This window comes from Klebsiella variicola (assembly GCF_000828055.2).
Taxonomy (GTDB): Bacteria; Pseudomonadota; Gammaproteobacteria; order Enterobacterales; family Enterobacteriaceae; genus Klebsiella; species Klebsiella variicola.
The window spans coordinates 2556279-2572355 of record NZ_CP010523.2; the positions used below are offsets into that span (position 1 = coordinate 2556279).

The 16077-nt window shown below is 61.3% G+C and carries 11 protein-coding genes and 1 riboswitch; of the genes, 6 read left to right on the forward strand and 5 right to left on the reverse strand.

The genetic code is table 11. The annotated features are described in order from the left end of the window. Positions 1 to 42: 42 nt before the first annotated feature. On the forward strand, positions 43 to 2343 hold the full coding sequence (locus SP68_RS12055) for an FdhF/YdeP family oxidoreductase (RefSeq protein WP_040968550.1): 2301 nt from the start codon (positions 43 to 45) through the stop codon (positions 2341 to 2343). Positions 2344 to 2491: 148 nt separating this feature from the next. Then, positions 2492 to 3373: a LysR family transcriptional regulator gene (locus tag SP68_RS12060; protein WP_032733087.1), complete on the forward strand. Its 882-nt coding sequence runs from the start codon at positions 2492 to 2494 to the stop codon at positions 3371 to 3373. 20 nt (positions 3374 to 3393) lie between these two features. On the opposite strand, the gene SP68_RS12065 is transcribed toward SP68_RS12060, so the two are convergent. Continuing rightward, positions 3394 to 4800, reverse strand: coding sequence for an MFS transporter (locus SP68_RS12065; protein WP_008804772.1), 1407 nt, complete (start codon positions 4798 to 4800; stop codon positions 3394 to 3396). A gap of 262 nt (positions 4801 to 5062) precedes the next feature. Here SP68_RS12065 and zapE point away from each other — a divergent pair, with 262 nt between their 5' ends. Next, the gene (zapE, locus tag SP68_RS12070; protein WP_052470372.1) at positions 5063 to 6124 is read left to right on the forward strand and encodes a cell division protein ZapE; all 1062 of its coding nucleotides are present in this window, start codon (positions 5063 to 5065) and stop codon (positions 6122 to 6124) included. Positions 6125 to 6158: 34 nt separating this feature from the next. Here the strand turns inward: zapE and katG are convergent, their stop codons facing one another. Beyond that, positions 6159 to 8336, reverse strand: coding sequence for a catalase/peroxidase HPI (gene katG / locus SP68_RS12075; protein ID WP_040968549.1), 2178 nt, complete (start codon positions 8334 to 8336; stop codon positions 6159 to 6161). 341 nt (positions 8337 to 8677) lie between these two features. Then, positions 8678 to 8757, forward strand: a riboswitch (ZMP/ZTP riboswitch). A 17-nt stretch (positions 8758 to 8774) separates the two neighbouring features. Here katG and SP68_RS12080 point away from each other — a divergent pair. The 3 genes from SP68_RS12080 (at position 8775) to SP68_RS12090 (ending at position 12400) form a co-directional block, all read left to right on the forward strand. Continuing rightward, positions 8775 to 9407 (forward strand): LysE family translocator, encoded by a 633-nt coding sequence (locus SP68_RS12080; RefSeq protein WP_004898401.1) that lies wholly within the window; start codon positions 8775 to 8777, stop codon positions 9405 to 9407. Positions 9408 to 9628: 221 nt separating this feature from the next. Further along, a complete protein-coding gene (gene mrdA / locus SP68_RS12085) occupies positions 9629 to 11539 on the forward strand; it encodes a penicillin-binding protein 2 (RefSeq protein ID WP_012541633.1) in 1911 nt (636 codons plus the stop codon). Between the two features lie 111 nt (positions 11540 to 11650). After that, complete coding sequence (locus SP68_RS12090) at positions 11651 to 12400, forward strand: glutamine amidotransferase (RefSeq protein WP_012968138.1); 750 nt, start codon at positions 11651 to 11653, stop codon at positions 12398 to 12400. On the opposite strand, the gene pqqF is transcribed toward SP68_RS12090, so the two are convergent. Genes pqqF through pqqD form a run of 3 tightly spaced genes read right to left on the reverse strand, consistent with a single transcriptional unit; the run spans position 12384 to position 16076 of the window. After that, entirely contained in the window at positions 12384 to 14669 is a 2286-nt protein-coding gene (gene pqqF / locus SP68_RS12095) for a pyrroloquinoline quinone biosynthesis protein PqqF (RefSeq protein ID WP_040968548.1), read from the reverse strand. The genes SP68_RS12090 and pqqF overlap by 17 nt on opposite strands. Beyond that, on the reverse strand, positions 14669 to 15811 hold the full coding sequence (gene pqqE, locus SP68_RS12100) for a pyrroloquinoline quinone biosynthesis protein PqqE (RefSeq protein WP_012968140.1): 1143 nt from the start codon (positions 15809 to 15811) through the stop codon (positions 14669 to 14671). Before pqqE ends, pqqF begins: the two co-directional genes overlap by 1 nt. Then, entirely contained in the window at positions 15798 to 16076 is a 279-nt protein-coding gene (pqqD, locus tag SP68_RS12105) for a pyrroloquinoline quinone biosynthesis peptide chaperone PqqD (RefSeq protein WP_008804779.1), read from the reverse strand. The genes pqqE and pqqD overlap by 14 nt, the downstream gene beginning before the upstream one ends. Position 16077: the final 1 nt, after the last annotated feature.

A 16077-nucleotide genomic window follows, 5' to 3' on the forward strand; every position in this document is an offset into this window, starting at 1 on the left:
TTCAGGCTGCGGCGGCCAGAACAGAGCAGCAGGAGTTAAAAGATGACCAATAAAAGACGCGCGGTGCCCGGTGTTCACCCCTATGATGGCCCGGCAGGCGGGTGGGGCGCCCTGAAGGCCACGGCCATCGCTGTGCGTACCCAGATGGATGCTTTCGAAGCGCCCGCCACGCTGCTGCGAACTAACCAGCCGGATGGGTTTGACTGCCCGGGCTGCGCCTGGCCGGATAAAGAGCATAAATCCACTTTTCAGTTTTGCGAAAATGGCGCCAAAGCCGTGACCTGGGAAGCGACCACCAAACGGGTGACGCCCGCGTTCCTCGCGGCCAACACCGTGACCTCCCTGCTGGCGAAGAGCGATTTCGAACTGGAGGGCTATGGCCGCTTAACGCATCCTTTAGTCTACGACCGCGCCAGCGATACTCTGCGTCCGGTGGCGTGGGAGCAGGCCTTCTCCCGCATCGGCGAGATCCTTCGCGGCCTGCAGCCTGATGAGGTCGAGTTCTATACCTCTGGCCGGGCGTCCAATGAGGCAGCGTGGCTGTTCCAGCTGTACGCCCGCGAGTATGGCACCAACAACTTCCCCGACTGCTCCAACATGTGCCACGAATCCACCAGCGTGGGCCTGCCGCAGTCGATCGGGATTGGCAAAGGCACCGTCTCCCTCGACGATTTTGACCAGACCGAGCTGGTGATCTCCATCGGCCATAATCCGGGCACCAACCACCCACGGATGATGGGCACCCTGCATGAGCTTTCCCGCCGCGGCGTGCCGATTATCGTTTTCAATCCGCTGCGTGAGCGGGCGCTGGAGCGTTTTGCCGACCCGCAGAACGTGATGGAGATGGCGACCCGGCGCTCGACGCCGATCGCTTCGACCTACTACCAGGTGCGGGCCGGCGGCGACGCGGCGGCGCTGAAAGGGATCGCCAAAGCGCTGCTGCAGCTGGAGGAGGAGCAGGGCAATGTACTCGACCACGGGTTTATTACCCAGCATACCCAGGGATTCTCTGCCTTCGCCGAGGATCTGCATGCCACCCGCTGGCAGGATATCGAACAGGAGTCCGGCCTGACGCGCGAATCCCTGACCCAGGTCGCCGTGGCTTACGCCAAATCCAGGGCCACCATCGTCACCTACGGCATGGGTATTACCCAGCATAATAAAGGCACTTCCAACGTCCGTCTGATTGCCGACCTGCTGCTGATGCGCGGCAACATCGGCAAGCCGGGCGCTGGCATCTGTCCGCTGCGCGGCCACTCAAACGTGCAGGGAAACCGCACCGTCGGGATCAGTGAAAAACCCTCCGCGGCCTTCCTCGACAGCCTGCAGCGGGTGATGGGGATTACGCCGCCGCGGCATCATGGTCACGATGCGGTGAAGGCCCTGGAGGCCATGATCGCCGGCGACGCCAAAGCCCTGATTTGCCTCGGGGGCAACTTCGCTGTGGCGATGCCGGATCACGAACGCGCCTTCCCGGCGATGCGCGGCCTTGAGCTCAGCGTTCACGTCGGCACCAAGCTCAACCGCTCGCACCTGCTGACGGCGAAAGAGACCTTTATTCTGCCGTGTCTGGGCCGCACCGAGCTTGACCTGCAGGCCAGCGGCCGGCAGTCGATCACCGTCGAGGATTCGATGTCGATGGTGCATGCTTCCTCAGGCAAGCTTAAGCCCGCCTCGCCGACGCTGCGCTCGGAGCCGGCGATTGTCGCCGGTCTGGCGAAGGCCACTCTGCCGGCCAGCAAAGTGGACTGGCTGTATCTGGTGGAGGATTACGACCGCATTCGCGATCTGATCGAACAGACCATTCCGGGGTTCGAGGAGTATAACCAGCGTATTCGTCATCCCGGGGGCTTTCGCATGCCGCTACCGCCGACCGAGCGCATCTGGCCAACGGCCACCGGTAAAGCCATGTTCTCGGTCTTCAAAGGGGTGCATGAGAACGTGGTGGTGGAGGGCGAAGATGTGATGCGCCTGGTGACGCTGCGCAGTCATGATCAGTACAACACCACCATCTACGCGATGGATGACCGCTACCGCGGTGTTTTTGGCCGCCGCGACGTGCTGTTTATGAATGAACAGGACATGGCTGCCCAGGGGCTGGAACATGGCGATCGGGTAGATATTCATACCGCGCTGCCAGACAGCGAGCTGACGCTGGAAGATATCACGGTGGTAGCCTACGGCATCGCGCCCGGTACCGTCGGGGCCTATTATCCGGAAGCCAACGTGCTGGTGCCGCTGAACTATCTGGATGAAGAGAGCGGCACCCCTTCATATAAGTCGGTTCCCGTTCGTCTGACGCTGCGCTCGAAAGAGATCCGTCCGCTGGCCGGCGTACGCTAAAAAGCAGGGCGCAGGGCGGCATCGCGCCGTCCTGCGCCCCACAGCACCTCGTGATATCCTCGCTTGAATTTATCGCTACTGAAACTAACATTCTGGTAACCTGTGCGCGGCCCCGGGGGTGAACGGCGGGGTTCAAACGGGAAAGAGAATGGATATTAAGCAACTCAAGTATTTGATCGCGCTCGATCAGACGCGCCATTTTGGCCAGGCGGCGGCGGCCTGCCATATTACTCAGCCGACCCTCTCCATGCGCATTCGTAATCTGGAAGAGGAGCTGAACCTGACGCTTATTCAGCGCGGCCAGCGCTTTGAGGGGTTTACCCCGGAAGGTGAGCGGATCCTGGCCTGGGCGCGGGCGGTGCTGGCTGCCCATGATGGTCTGGCGGCAGAGGCGGCGATCTGTCGCGGGCAGATGGTCGGTCAGCTGCGGGTCGGCATGGTGCCGCTGGCGAGCCTGAACCCGATGCAGCTGATTAAACCGCTGGCGGAGAAATACCCGGCGCTGCAGTTCAGCCTGCTGTCGATGACCTCGGAGCAGATTATCGATGGCGTCAGCCGTAACCAGTTGGATCTGGGCATTTGCTATCTGCAGCATCTGGACCAGCGCCTGTTTAAGGTCGCCCGGTTGCCGCAAACCCGGATGGGGCTCCTGCATGATAAACGCCATTTCGACTTCAGCGGTGCGACGCCGGGGTGGGAGGCGCTGGCGACGTTGCCCCTCGGTTTTCTGACCAAGGGAATGTACTACCGGGAATCCATTGAAATCAGCTTTAAGGCTAAAGGGCTAACGCCGAAGTATGTTTTTGAAAGCGATTCGACGTTTCAGATTATCCAGGCGGTGCAGGCGGGGATCTGCTGCGCGATTATGCCGCTCAACAACGGCCTCGAAGCGCTGAGCGATAATCTTGACATTCTGCCGATCGCCGAAACCCAGGTCGATTCACAGCTGGCGCTCATTATGCGCCAGCAGGAGCCGGTATCAACCCTGGCGGAAAAATGCTTCGCCGAGGCGCAGGGGATTTTTGGCTGAGGCCAGTCCCTGCGACAACCTCAGATATTCTCCAGTCGAATGCCCCGCGTTCTGGGGCCGAAGATCCCTACCGACAGCATCACCATCAGCATACTGACGACGATAAAGCTAATCACCCCCGGCGTGCCGGCGTATTGCAGAATAATGCCGATCAGGATGCTGGTCACCGCGGTGGAGAGCCGGCTGAACGAGTAGCAGAAGCCGACGGCGCGGGCGCGAATATGGGTCGGGAAGACCTCGGCCTGGTAGGCGTGGTAGCTGATGGTCAGCCAGGCGTTGGACCAGGTGATCATAAACCCGCAGATCACCAGCAGAATCGGGCTGTTTTGCAGGGCGAACAGGGTCCCGAAGATGACAGTCATCAGCGCGGAGAGGACAATTTGCCATTTGTTCTCAAAGCGATGCACGAAGCGGGTACAGAACAGGCAGCCCAGCGGATAGGCGAGGGTGATAAAGAAGGCGTACAGCAGACTGTGAGTGATGCTGGCCCCCTGACCGGAGAGCAGCGCCGGCAGCCAGTTGCCAAAGCCGAAGAAGCCGATCGCCTGGAAGAAGTTCATCACCATCAGCATCAGGGTGCGCTGCCGATACTGCGGCGCCCAGATTTCGCGGAAGGTGCCGCGTTTGACGACGCTCTGTGCCGCATGCGCATGCTTCGGCGACGGCGTCACGCCACAGCGGGCTTCCATCTCACTCATCACCGCATGCGCGTCATCATGCCGCCCTTTGCTTTCCAGCCAGCGCGCTGACTCCGGCAGCTTTTTGCGGATAAACCAGATCGCCAGCGAGAACAGCGCGCCAAAGATGATCACCCAGCGCCAGCCGCTGAGGCCGAAGAGGGTGGTTGGCACCAGCATCCAGGACATCAGCGCCACCGCCGGAACCGACAGGAACTGGATGAAGAAAGCGAAAGCAAACGCTTTATTGCGCAGATGGGTTGGCATCCATTCGCTGAGATAGGTGTCAATGGTCACCAGCTCAATACCGAGGCCGATCCCCACCAGAAAGCGGAAAAAGATCACCCCTTCCGCGCTGCTCTGCGTCGCCATCAGCAGCGAAAAGAGGCCGTACCAGGCGAGCGCCACCATAAACGTCAGACGTCGCCCCAGCCTGTCCGCCAGCGGCGCCAACAGACTGGCGCCAATAAACAGCCCCATAAAGGTGGCGGAGGCAAAAGCCGCCTGATCGGCAATCCCGAATATCCCCGCCTGCCCGGTGTGGAAAATCCCGTCGGCCAGCAGCCCTGCGCTGATATACCCGGTCTGGAACAGGTCGTAGAGCTCGAAGAAGCCACCGAGGGAGAGCAGGGTGATAAACGACCATAAACCGAAGGAGGCGGGCAGCGCATCAATGCGTCCGGTTAAGCTGGCGTGCGGTTGTCCTGGCGAGGCATAAGGCGCGCCGCCGAGAACCTGGGTGGTAGACATGGTGTTGTATTCCTCAGGATGAATGGTTTGCCTGCTAATGTTAATTGATTGTTAATAGTTTTATATTTTTAATCCTACGCGTTAGCTGCAATCTTTAGCGCAAGATATCGCGATACACCATGAAAAATGAGATTCATGCTAGTTTTCGCCGCATGCCAGGCGAAGAATTGAAGTAAATCACCGCGGACGGTATTTCCCGTTGTGCGATTCGCCAACCCGCAGGAAAGCGGCTAGAATGGCCTCCTCGCAGGAGGTTATAAGAATGTTAAAAGAGGGATGTATGGCGTCGTATTCAGATCAGCCAGAGATGGCGACTGAGTTTCGCTTTACCCGTGTGATGGCCGAGCAGGCGGCGCGGGCGCGTCTGACGCTCGATGACGATCAGCTGTCGCTGATCGCTCGCCTGGATGCTCTGGGCCAGCAGCTGTTGTCCGCGGCTGGTACGCCGCAGGGGCTGTACGTCTGGGGGCGGACCGGGCGGGGGAAAAGTTTTATCCTCGACCACTTTTTTGCCAGCCTGCCGCTCGCCGCCCGGCGGCGGGTCCATTTTCATCACTTCTTCCGCGAGCTACATCAGCGGCTGAATGCTCCCGGCGCGCCCGACCTGCAGGCGGTGATGAGGCAGATGACTTCCGGCTGTCGCCTGCTGTGCTTCGACGAATTTCATCTTCACGACCCTGGCGACGCGATGCTGATCAAGGTCTTACTGGAGCATCTCTTTCAGCGCGGCATTGTGCTGTTGGCGACGTCAAACTATCCACCGGAGATGCTGCTGCCCAATCCGCTGTATCACGATCGTTTTTTACCGTCGATCGCGCTGATCCGCGCCCACCTGGCGGTCGTCGCGCTGAACGGTGAGGAGGATTATCGCCAGCGTCATCTGAGCGTCGATAATGCCTTCTGCAGCGGGCGGATGTGGGTTAATCCGAATGCACAACAGCGTCAGCTGTATGACCTGCCGTCGCTGTCTGCCGAACCGGTTTCGCTGACGGTAGGTTATCGCACCCTGCTGGCTACCACGGCGTCATCCACTCTGCTCCACTTCACCTTTGCCCAACTCTGTCAGGCCGCCACGGCGGTGATGGACTATCTGATGCTCAGCGAAAGCTATACGGTCTGGTTACTGGATGAGGTGCCGCCGCTGGCTACGGTGGGGCAAGCGGCCCAGCAGCGCTTTATCAACGTGATCGATGTGCTGTATGAAAAGCAGATCCGCCTGCTGCTGGTAACCTGCTGCGATCTGGAGACGCTGGTGGCCGGGGTGGAACTGGAGGATATTCAGCGTACGCGGAGTCGCCTGCAACAGTTGCCGCGGGCGGTATAAGCAAAACGCCCCGGCGGGTGCCGGGGCGGGGAGATTACAGGTCGAAGCGGTCGAGATTCATCACCTTAGTCCAGGCGGCGACGAAGTCATGCACCAGCTTCTGCTGCCCGTCGGCGCAGGCGTATACTTCCGCCAGCGCGCGCAGTACAGAGTTGGAACCAAACACCAGATCCACGCGGGTGGCGCTGTACTTCGCCTCGCCGGTTTTACGGTCGCTGCCGGTAAACAGCTCCGCGTGGTCATCGGCCGCTTTCCAGACGGTGGCCATATCCAGCAGGTTGACGAAGAAGTCATTGCTGAGCACGCCGACGCGGTCGGTGAACACCCCGTGTTTGCTGCCGTCGTAGTTCGCGCCCAGTACGCGCAAGCCACCGACCAGCACTGTCATTTCCGGGGCGGTTAGCGTGAGCTGCTGGGCTTTATCGATCAGCAGCGTTTCCGTCGAGACACCGCCTTCGATACGGCGATAGTTGCGGAAGCCATCCGCCAGCGGCTGCAGCAGGTCAAACGACTCGACGTCGGTCTGCTCAGGCAGGGCGTCGACGCGGCCTGGGGTAAACGGCACGTTAACGCTGACGCCGGCGGCAGCGGCCGCCTGCTCAACGCCGACCACGCCAGCCAGCACGATGATATCGGCTAACGACGCTTTGCCGGAGGCACGCTGGATCGCCTGCAGAGTCGGCAGCACCCGGCTGGCGATAGCATTGACCGGCCAGTTTTTCTGCGGAGCGAGGGCCAGGCGTGCGCCGTTAGCGCCGCCGCGCTTATCGCCGCCGCGGAAGGTGGAGGCGGAAGCCCAGGCGACCGAAACCAGCTCACTCACCGACAGGCCGGCGCCGGCGATGGCGGTTTTCAGACTGGCGATATCCTCAGCGCTCGGCTGGTGAGTCGCTGCCGGCAGCGGATCCTGCCAAATCAGATCTTCTTTCGGCACTTCCGGACCGAGGTAACGGGATTTTGGCCCCATATCACGGTGGGTCAGCTTGAACCACGCCCGGGCAAACGCCTCGTTAAAGGCCTGCGGATCGTTGAGGAAGCGGCGGGAGATCTTTTCAAACTCCGGGTCGAAGCGCAGGGTCAGGTCGGTGACCAGCATGGTCGGTTTGCGTTTTTTCCCCGGATTAAACGGATCCGGGATAATTTCCGGGGCGTCTTTGGCTTCGAACTGGATAGCGCCAGCCGGGCTGCGGGTCTGCACCCATTCATATTTAAACAGGTTCTCGAAGAAGTAGTTGCTCCACTGGGTGGGCGTCTGCGTCCAGACCACTTCCAGACCGGAGGTGATGGCATCCGCACCTGCGCCGCTGCCGTAGCTGGAGTGCCAGCCCAGACCCTGCGCTTCCAGTGGGGCGGCTTCCGGCTCGGCGCCGACGTGGCTGGTTTCGGCGGCGCCGTGGGTTTTGCCCAGCGTGTGGCCGCCAGCGATCAGGGCGACAATCTCTTCATCGTCCATCGCCATATTGCCGAAGGTGGCGCGAATGGCTGCCGCGGCGGACAGCGGCTCGCCGCTGGCGTTCGGTCCTTCCGGGTTGACGTAGATCAGCCCCATTTCGGTGGCGCCGATGGCCTGTTTCGCCAGGCTTTCCGGGTGACGGTGGGCCAGCCACTCTTTCTCATCGCCCCAGTCGACGTCCAGATCCGGTTCCCAAACATCTTCACGACCGGCGCCAAAGCCAAAGGTGCGGAAGCCGGCGTTTTCCAGAGCGACGTTACCCGCCAGCATGTAAAGGTCGGCCCAGGAGATTTTCTGGCCATATTTCTGTTTTACCGGCCACAGCAGGCGACGGGCTTTATCGAGACTGACGTTGTCTGGCCAGGAGTTCAGCGGCGCAAAGCGCTGCTGCCCACGGCCTGCGCCGCCGCGACCGTCAACGGTGCGGTAGGTGCCGGCGCCGTGCCAGGCCATACGAATAAACAAGCCAATGTAGCTACCCCAGTCTGCCGGCCACCACTCTTGCGAGTCGGTCAGCAACGCTCTGAGGTCAGCTTTCAGCGCGGAGTAGTCGAGCTTTTTAAACTCTTCCCTGTAGTTAAAATCCTCACCCAACGGGTTGGAACGACTGGAGTGCTGGTTCAGCAGATCGACACGCAGCTGGTTAGGCCACCAGTCGCGGTTGCCGGTGCCGCTGCCGGCGCTCTGTTTTGGCGTCTCGGCGTGGAAAGGGCACTTTCCGGCGGATGCGTTGTTGGATGGGTCGTTTGACGTGCTCATATCAGGCTCCGTTTGCTTTTGTGAATGCCATTACGATATACACTGCTACCAATAAGCGATATTTGAATGAGTCTACAGATTTAATAGCTAATTCCGTTCAACGAAGGGTAAACATCCCCTTATATGACCAGGCAGACCTGGCGGTTAGTATAAACCTCACCATTAACCATAGACGTAACGAGACGGCAAAGGAAACGATCTGCGTCAATCAGAGAGCCGGAATGCTAATTGTTTGAGATATGACAATTTTCCTGCGAGAAAAGGATGAGGGCTGTCCGTTGCGCGAGCGTAACGAATGTTCGGTACGGGGGTTGTTGGCGGACACAGAATAAGCTAATACTTAGGCACCATGTGACTGGCGCTGAAGACAGAATACTGTCGGGGAGCATGGTCGACGTCGCCGCGCGCCTGGGCATTACCGATAGCTGGAGATAAGTTATGCCTGAATTCGCTTCATTAATGGCCTTTGCCGCGGTGGCGCTGGGGTTGGTGTTAACCCCAGGCCCCAACATGATGTATCTCACTTCGCGTTCGATTTGCCAGGGAAAACGCGCTGGCTTTATCTCCCTTGCCGGCGTGGCCGTGGGATTTTTCTTCTATATGTTGTGTGCCGCTTTCGGCATCACCGCGTTGGTTTTCGCGGTTCCATACGCCTACGATGCCTTGCGTTTATGCGGGGTCGCTTATTTGCTCTATCTGGCGTGGCAGGCGATCAAACCGGGAGGGCGGCCGATATTTGCGGTGCGCGACTTACCCGCGGACAGTGGGCGTAAGCTGTTTCTGATGGGATTCCTCACCAGCCTGGCGAACCCCAAAGTTGCCATCCTGTATCTGTCCCTGCTGCCGCAGTTTATCACTCCCGGACTCGGCAGCGTGCTCAGTCAGTCGTTAATATTAGGCTGTACCCAGGTGATCATCAGCGTGGCGGTGAACGGCATGATTATCTTGCTGGCCGGGCAGGTGGCGTTATTTCTTGGTCGGCGGCCGGGCTGGCAACAATTTCAACGCTGGCTGATGGCGACGGTACTGGCGGGAATGGCGGTTAAGATCGCTTTTGAGGCCAGAAAATAAGCGGGTTGATCGTGTAAACAGATGCCAGCCGTCCCCGTTGCTGGCTAACCTCGCACTCTGATGCCTTTCTCCTGCACAGAAAGGCTTCCCACGCTCTAACATGCTGAAACATTTCTGCCAGATCATTAGCAACCTTTCAGTAGGGCTGGCGCCGCGATAAGGCTATGCTTCCCGGCCGTTACGCTGTTGGCTTTTCTTGTGATTCAGGTGATGTACCGCTAATGCCCCTTTTGAGAGATGAAATTCGCGACCACTCCGCGGAAGAGATGCTGTTTATCCGCCGGGCCGCAATTGCTTTTCTGCTGGTGGTGGTCTGCTTTGGCGTGCTGATCGTCAACCTCTACCATCTGCAGGTGGAGCAGCATGATTTCTACCAGACCCGATCGAACCAGAACGACATTAAGATGCTGCCCATTGCCCCCAGCCGCGGGCTGATATTCGATCGCAATGGCATTCCGCTGGTGCAGAACATTACCCTGTATCGCCTGCAGGTGATCCCGAGCAAAATTCCCGATATGACCGCGCTGCTGCAAAGCCTGACGCCGATCGTCGACCTGACGCCGGATGACATCGCCAGCTTCCGCGACGATATGCACCACAACAGCCGCTATAAAGCGGTGACGCTGAAGTCCGACCTCAGCGACGTGGAGGTGGCGCGCTTCGCGGTTAACGAATTCCGTTTCCCCGGCGTGACGGTGGAGAGCTATCAGCAGCGCGAATACCCGTACGGCGCCGAGCTGGCGCACGTGGTGGGCTATGTGTCGAAAATTAACGACAACGACCTGCAGCGGCTGGCGAAAGACGGCGAAGAGGAGAACTATGCTGCCGACCACAATATCGGCAAGCAGGGGATCGAGGGCTATTACGAAAAAGCGCTCCACGGCACCACTGGTTATCAGGAAGTGGAGGTCGATAACCACGGCCGGGTGGTGCGTCTGCTGAAAGAGGTACCGCCGGTGGCCGGGAAAAACCTCTATCTGACCCTCGACCTGCACCTGCAGCAGTATATTGAGTCGGTGCTGAAGGGGCAGCGCGCGGCGGTGGTGGTGGTCGATCCCCGGGATGGCGGCGTGCTGGCGATGGTCTCCAGCCCCAGCTACGATCCTAATCCGTTCGTCAAAGGCATCGGCTATCAGGCCTATAAATCGCTGCTCGATAATCCGGACCGGCCGCTGATCAACCGTGTTACTCAGGGGCTGTATCCCCCGGCCTCGACGGTGAAGCCCTATATGGCGCTGTCGGCGCTCTCCGCAGGGGTCATCACCCCGAACACCACCTTCTTCGGCGCGCCGACGTGGACGCTGCCGGGCACGCAACGCCGCTACCGCGACTGGCTGAAGACCGGCCACGGGATGCTCAACGTGACCAAAGCCATCGAAGAGTCGGCTGACACCTTTTTCTATCAGGTCGCTTTCGAGATGGGCATTGACCGGATCCATGAGTGGCTGAGCAAGTTTGGTTACGGCCAGTCCACCGGCATCGACCTTAATGAGGAGTATGCCGGCGTACTGCCCAGCCGGGAGTGGAAACAGCGGGTGCATAAAAAGCCCTGGTATCAGGGGGACACCATCTCGGTCGGCATCGGCCAGGGGTACTGGATCGCCACGCCCATTCAGATGGTGAAGGCGCTCACCACCCTGCTGAATAATGGCAAGGTGCAGGATCCGCATCTGCTCTATTCGATGAAGCAGGGCAACCATGTGGAACGTTATCAGCAGCCGGCGAACCTGCCGCAGGTGGGCGATCCGAAATCGCCGTACTGGGGCATTGTGCGCAACGGCATGTATGGGATGGCGAATCTGCCCAACGGCACCGGCTACAAGCTGTTCCATACCGCGCCGTACCAGATCGCGGCGAAGTCCGGCACCTCGCAGGTGTTCAGCCTGAAGCAAAACCAGACCTATAACGCCAAAATGATCCCGGTGCGTCTGCGCGACCATATCTTCTATACCCTGTTTGCCCCTTATCAGCATCCGAAGGTGGCGATGGCGCTGATCCTGGAGAACGGCGGCGGGGATGGGGTGGTGGCCGGACCGACGGCGCGCGCCATTCTGGACCACATCTTTGTTCCGCAGCAGGCGTCATCCGCGGCGGCTGACGTGCCGCAGCGTGACAGCGCCGATGCCCAGTAAGCGGCTGGACTTATTCCGGACGCGCATCGTTCATAGATATTGGTTATTTGTCCCGCGGCTTTCCGGGCGGCATAGTGATGGCAGGAACATGACCCGGAGCGAGGAGGAAGGGTGACACGTAACCGATTATTGCTGGTTCAGACCGGCACGCCGCCGGCAGCCATCCGCGAGGAGCATGGCGATCTGCCGCACTGGTTCCGTACGCTGCTGGCGCCGTGGCAGGCGCAGCTGACCGCGGTGCGGGTCTTTGAAGATGAACCGCTGCCGGCGCCGGATCGCCAGACCGTGGCGGTTCTCACCGGTTCGTGGGCAATGGTGTCCGATCGCCTGGCATGGAGCGAACGGACCGCCGACTGGATCCGTCAGGCGGTGGCTATCGGCATGCCGCTGTTCGGCGTCTGCTATGGTCATCAACTGATGGCCCATGCGCTGGGCGGTGAGGTGGCTTACCATCCTGCCGGGCGGGAAAGCGGCAGCAAAACGATTGCGCTTTCGCCGTGGGGTGTCGATGACCCGCTGCTGAGCGGCCTGCCAGCGACATTCCCCGCGCATTTGAGCCATTTGCAAACCGTGACCCGTTTGCCGGAGGGGGCTACTGTGCTGGCCGCATCCTCCCACGATCCCCACCAGATTGTGCGCTACGGGCCGCAGGCGGTCTCCACGCAGTTTCACCCGGAATTCACCGCGCCGATTGCCCGCTCGCTGATCCGCTACCGGGAGGCGGTGCTGCAGGCGGAAGGCATCGACCCACAACAGTTACACGACGAGGTCCAGGAGAGCCCGCAGGCCGCGGCGATCCTCACCCGCTTCGTCAGCGACTTTCTGACCCCGGATGCCCCGGCCATTAACTCCCTGTCGTGAACAGCACTCGCCAGCGGCGACGCCGGCGGGTCATCTCACGCCACAGGGCGACCACCTCTTCAACGCGCAGCGCGTCAGCCGCCTGCGGCGTCACCCCCGGCAAGTTATACTCCTGGCGCAGCGCGTCCAGGGCGCGCACCTTCGGCGGTACCCGGGTGCGAGCCTGAGCGGCCAGCTGCTGCTGTAACAACCTGAAGGTCGCCTCATCCATGGGGTCCAGCTGGCGCAGAAAGGTTTTACAGCAGCGGAGGAGTTCTCCGGGACGGCGTTCCGGGGACTGGAGCGCCATCAGCAGCCCATCGCGATCGGCAACGCGCTGATAGCGGCAGCTCACCACATAGCCTATCTGCTGCTCCACCCGCAGGTGCTGGAAAAACGGCGGCTCGCAGAACTGCGCCAGCACCCGCAGGGCCGCCAATGAAGCGCCTTCCGGCAGCGGAAGAAAGACCAGTAGCGCCGTGTCGCCCCGGGGATAAGCCAGCCGCTCGACGCCGCCGCGGCAGGGGGCCGGAGCGGGCATCGGCGGATTAACCGGGACGGTAAGCCGGCTCAGCTGACGCGCTACCCACTGCGCATCTTTCGCGCTGCCGCCAATCAGGGCCGCCAGCCAACCTTCCTGGTGCGCTGACGTACCCAGCCGTTCGGGGAGCTGGGCCATGAGATGACGGATCGCAATACTCTCCGGCGGTGGGGGCAGCGGGGCGACCGGGAGCGCGAGATGCCGCACGATGGCCTGCAGAATCGCCTCCGGCCGTTGGCCGGACGCAGGCAACTGCAGGATCAGCTGCCAGCTACCGTCGAACAGATGCCACTCGCCGTGTCCCCCGGCATGGCGCAGGGCGGCAAGCAATGGACGCAGCTGTTCCCTGCGCGCCAGCCCTTCGGCCGGCGTGGGCGAGCAGTAGAAGGGCGGTCGCAGCAGGAGCGTCGGCGGCTCTTCCGGTGACGGGAGGTGACGCAGTGGCGCGGCTTCCGCCGGGCTTTCGGCCACGAGCTCGCCAGCGGCCTGCGGATAAAAAGCGAATGCCAGCGCCGGGTCAGAGACCGGACGTGGCGACCAGCGGCTGAGCGGCAGGCTAAAGCCCTGGGTGGCTACCGTTGCTCCGGGGGGCTGCGTCTGGCAGGCCAGGCTGACCGTGGGGGCGGCCAGCAGGGCGGCGCAAAAATCGGCGAACCCGGTGGGCGGCGCCCCGGGGGCAAAGCCGAATGCCCGCTGGCGCAGCTGATCGAGGGGCGACAGCGCCTGAAAACGGCGCCGGGACAGCTGATAGTAGTGTTGCTGCTGCACAGGCGTCGTCTGCTGTAGCGCCTGCAACCAGTGGGTTATCTGCCGGTCGACCTGTTCCGGCCGGTCGCTGGCGAAAATCAGCGCCAGCCAGCCGAAGTGCTGATCCTGATACAGCCAGTTCAGCGCCACGTCCTCGGCCATCCCGTGCTGGCGCAGGCCGGCCATCAAGCTACCGGGGGCTTCATCCAGCAAAAACTCGCGCAATAACGTGACATTGTCACTTAAGGCGATCAGCGGGCAGCGCCACAGCGCGGGCTGGCTGGAGACGGCCAGCTGCAGTTCAGGGGGCTCGCCCAGAGTGAGCGGCGGCGCTGGCGGCGGTGCCTCGCCCGGGGCAAGCCCGGTGGCGAAACGGGTCGCCAGTTCGCCGAGCACCTCCAGCGACTGCGGCCCCTGCAGCCAGAGTTGCATCCGGCGGGCGACGTAGTGGCTGCGGTGAAAGTCACGTAAGGCCGCCTGTAGCGCGAGGAAATCCTCCCCCAGCGACCCGGCGTCGCCGACCTGAAAGCGGCGAAACGCCGCTGGCGCGATGGCGGAGTGACGCACGGCGGCTTCCCGTCGCGACAACTCATGCTGTTGGATCAGGCGGTTTTCGGCGTCGATAACCGCGACTTCGCGTTGAATATCGTCCCTGAGCAGCAGCGGCGCCTGCAGCATCTCCTGCAGGCGCGCGACGCCGTCAGCCAGGCCCTCGGCGGCGACCTCGAAAAAGAAAGCGCTGTGGCGGGCCAGGGTGGTGGCATTCACATCCCCTGCCTGGCGCTGCACCCAGCCCATTAGCCGTTCATCTTTGCGGTAGCGCTCACCGCCGTAAAACAGCAGGTGTTCCAGCAGGTGCGCCAGACCGGGGAAGCACGACGGTTCATGGTGGCTGCCGGCGGCAACCCGCACCAGGGCCGCCGCGCGATCGGCCTGCGGCTGATGAACCAGGGTAGCCTGCAGGCCGCCCGGCAGAGTGACAGTGCGGGTCGCCAGCGTCATTACAGTTCCCGGGTTTTGTAGATCAGCTGCGAGCGGGTACGGTTGCGGAACTGCAGCTGGTTGACTTTGATGTCGCTGCAGGCCGCTTCGCGCCGGGCCTCAAGGATTTTGTGATGATGTGGGGATTTGCTGCACACCGGGTCGGCGTTATCGGCGCTGCCGGTCAGCATAAAGGCCTGACAGCGGCAGCCGCCGAAGTCTTTCTCTTTTTCATCACAGGAGCGGCACGGCTCCGGCATCCAGTCATACCCGCGATAACGGTTGAAGCCGAACGAGTCATACCAGATCGATTCCAGACTCTGCTCCAGCACCGACGGGAACGCCACCGGCAGCTGGCGCGCGCTGTGGCACGGCAACGCAGTGCCTTCCGGAGTGACGCTGAGGAAAATCGATCCCCAGCCGCCCATACAGCCTTTCGGGCGTTCCTCGTAATAGTCCGGGGTGACGAACAGCAGGTTGGTGAGGTTGCCGCTGGCGGCCATTTTCTGCCGGTAATCGGCGACCACCTGCTCGGCGCGAGCGATCTGTTCCCGGGTCGGCAGCAGCCCTTCGCGATTAAGAAACGCCCAGCCGTAAAACTGGCAGGTGGCGAGCTCGACGTCATCGGCCTCCAGCTCAATGCACAGCTCGATAATTTTATCGAGCTGGTCGATGTTATGCCGGTGGAGGACGAAGTTCAGCACCATAGGGTAGTCGCGCGCTTTTACCGCTCTGGCCATCGCCAGCTTCTGCTGGAAGGCTTTTTTATTGCCGGCGAGAGCGGCGTTGAGCACCTCATCGCTGGCCTGGAAGCTAATCTGGATATGGTCCAGTCCGGCCTCGCTGAAGGCGTCGAGTTTGCTCTCGGTTAGCCCAATTCCCGAGGTGATCAGGTTGGTATAGAACCCGAGGTCGCGCGCGGCGCGGATCAGCTCCGGCAGATCTTTACGGGTCAGTGGCTCGCCGCCGGAAAAGCCCAGCTGTACGCTGCCCATCGCTCGCGCCTGGCGAAAGACCTCGATCCATTGTTCGGTGGTCAGCTCCTTTTCCTGCCGGGCGAAGTCCAGCGGATTGGAACAGTAGGGACACTGCAGCGGGCAGCGGTAGGTCAGTTCCGCCAGCAGCCACAGCGGCGGATTGACGGCGGGTTTATTCTGGCTCACGGCAGGTGATCCACTTCTGTTGACAGGCGATCTGCAGGAACTCGACGACGTCGTCATCGACGCCGCCGGCTTCCGGGAAACGTTCGTTAAGCATGGCGATAATCGCCGCGACGTCGCGCCGGCCATCGACCAGCTCGAGGATCGCCGCGGCGGTCTCATTGAGTTTAGCCATTCCCTCCGGATAGAGGATCACATGGCTCTCCTGGGCGGCTTCCCACTGCAGTCGGTAGCCGCGACGAAAGGCAACGATGGACGTTTTTTGCATG